The organism is Streptomyces sp. NPDC101776 (genome assembly GCF_044766845.1).
Lineage (GTDB): Bacteria > Actinomycetota > Actinomycetes > Streptomycetales > Streptomycetaceae > Streptomyces.
Genome location: NZ_JBIWMV010000055.1, coordinates 1,294 through 3,372 on the forward strand (window position 1 = coordinate 1,294; position 2,079 = coordinate 3,372).

At 57.4% G+C, this 2,079-nt stretch carries 1 rRNA gene (only partly in view); it reads right to left on the bottom strand.

Features of this window, described 5'->3' with window-relative positions:
• A 23S ribosomal RNA gene (locus ACIRRY_RS51700) occupies nucleotides 1–1,939 on the bottom strand (it extends 1,271 nt beyond the left edge of the window).
• Nucleotides 1,940–2,079: the final 140 nt, after the last annotated feature.

Consider the following 2,079-nt stretch of genomic DNA (forward strand, 5'->3'; position numbering starts at 1 on the left):
CTCTCACCGGTGATGGCCCCCCTTCTCCCGAAGTTACGGGGGCATTTTGCCGAGTTCCTTAACCATAGTTCACCCGAACGCCTCGGTATTCTCTACCTGACCACCTGAGTCGGTTTAGGGTACGGGCCGCCATGAAACTCGCTAGAGGCTTTTCTCGACAGCATAGGATCATCCACTTCACCACAATCGGCTCGGCATCAGGTCTCAGGCTACGTGCTGTCCGGATTTACCTGGACAACGCCCTACACCCTTACCCCGGGACAACCACCGCCCGGGATGGACTACCTTCCTGCGTCACCCCATCACTCACCTACTGCAGGTCTGGTCCGTCGGCTCCACCACTTTCCATTCCCCGAAGGGTCCGGAACGGCTTCACGGACTTAGCATCGCCTGGTTCAATGTTTGACGCTTCACAGCGGGTACCGGAATATCAACCGGTTATCCATCGACTACGCCTGTCGGCCTCGCCTTAGGTCCCGACTTACCCTGGGCAGATCAGCTTGACCCAGGAACCCTTAGTCAATCGGCGCACACGTTTCTCACGTGTGTATCGCTACTCATGCCTGCATTCTCACTCGTGAACCGTCCACCACTAGCTTCCGCTGCGGCTTCACCCGGCACACGACGCTCCCCTACCCATCCCAGCACCCGTTGGGGCTATTGCTGAAATGACACGACTTCGGCGGTACGCTTGAGCCCCGCTACATTGTCGGCGCGGAATCACTAGACCAGTGAGCTATTACGCACTCTTTCAAGGGTGGCTGCTTCTAAGCCAACCTCCTGGTTGTCTCTGCGACTCCACATCCTTTCCCACTTAGCGTACGCTTAGGGGCCTTAGTCGATGCTCTGGGCTGTTTCCCTCTCGACCATGGAGCTTATCCCCCACAGTCTCACTGCCGTGCTCTCACTTACCGGCATTCGGAGTTTGGCTAAGGTCAGTAACCCGGTAGGGCCCATCGCCTATCCAGTGCTCTACCTCCGGCAAGAAACACACGACGCTGCACCTAAATGCATTTCGGGGAGAACCAGCTATCACGGAGTTTGATTGGCCTTTCACCCCTAACCACAGGTCATCCCCCAGGTTTTCAACCCTGGTGGGTTCGGTCCTCCACGAAGTCTTACCTCCGCTTCAACCTGCCCATGGCTAGATCACTCCGCTTCGGGTCTTGAGCGCGCTACTAAACCGCCCTATTCGGACTCGCTTTCGCTACGGCTTCCCCACACGGGTTAACCTCGCAACACACCGCAAACTCGCAGGCTCATTCTTCAAAAGGCACGCAGTCACGACGCACCAAGTAAACTTGATGCGCGACGCTCCCACGGCTTGTAGGCACACGGTTTCAGGTACTATTTCACTCCGCTCCCGCGGTACTTTTCACCATTCCCTCACGGTACTATCCGCTATCGGTCACCAGGGAATATTTAGGCTTAGCGGGTGGTCCCGCCAGATTCACACGGGATTTCTCGGGCCCCGTGCTACTTGGGTGTCTCTCAAACGAGCCGTTAATGTTTCAGCTACGGGGGTCTTACCCTCTACGCCGGACCTTTCGCATGTCCTTCGCCTACATCAACGGTTTCTGACTCGCCTCACAGCCGGCAGACTGTGAAAGAGAGATCCCACAACCCCGTATACGCAACCCCTGCCGGGTCTCACACGCATACGGTTTGGCCTCATCCGGTTTCGCTCGCCACTACTCCCGGAATCACGGTTGTTTTCTCTTCCTGCGGGTACTGAGATGTTTCACTTCCCCGCGTTCCCTCCACATACCCTATGTGTTCAGGTATGGGTGACAGCCCATGACGACTGCCGGGTTTCCCCATTCGGAAACCCCCGGATCAAAGCCTGGTTGACGACTCCCCGGGGACTATCGTGGCCTCCCACGTCCTTCATCGGTTCCTGGTGCCAAGGCATCCACCGTGCGCCCTTAAAAACTTGGCCACAGATGCTCGCGTCCACTGTGCAGTTCTCAAACAACGACCAACCACCCATCACCCTGCCCTCACAGGCAAGTTCACTGGGGCCGGCACTGAAGGCGGCTTCACAGCCGTACCCTCAGACACCCAACAGCGTGCCCGGCA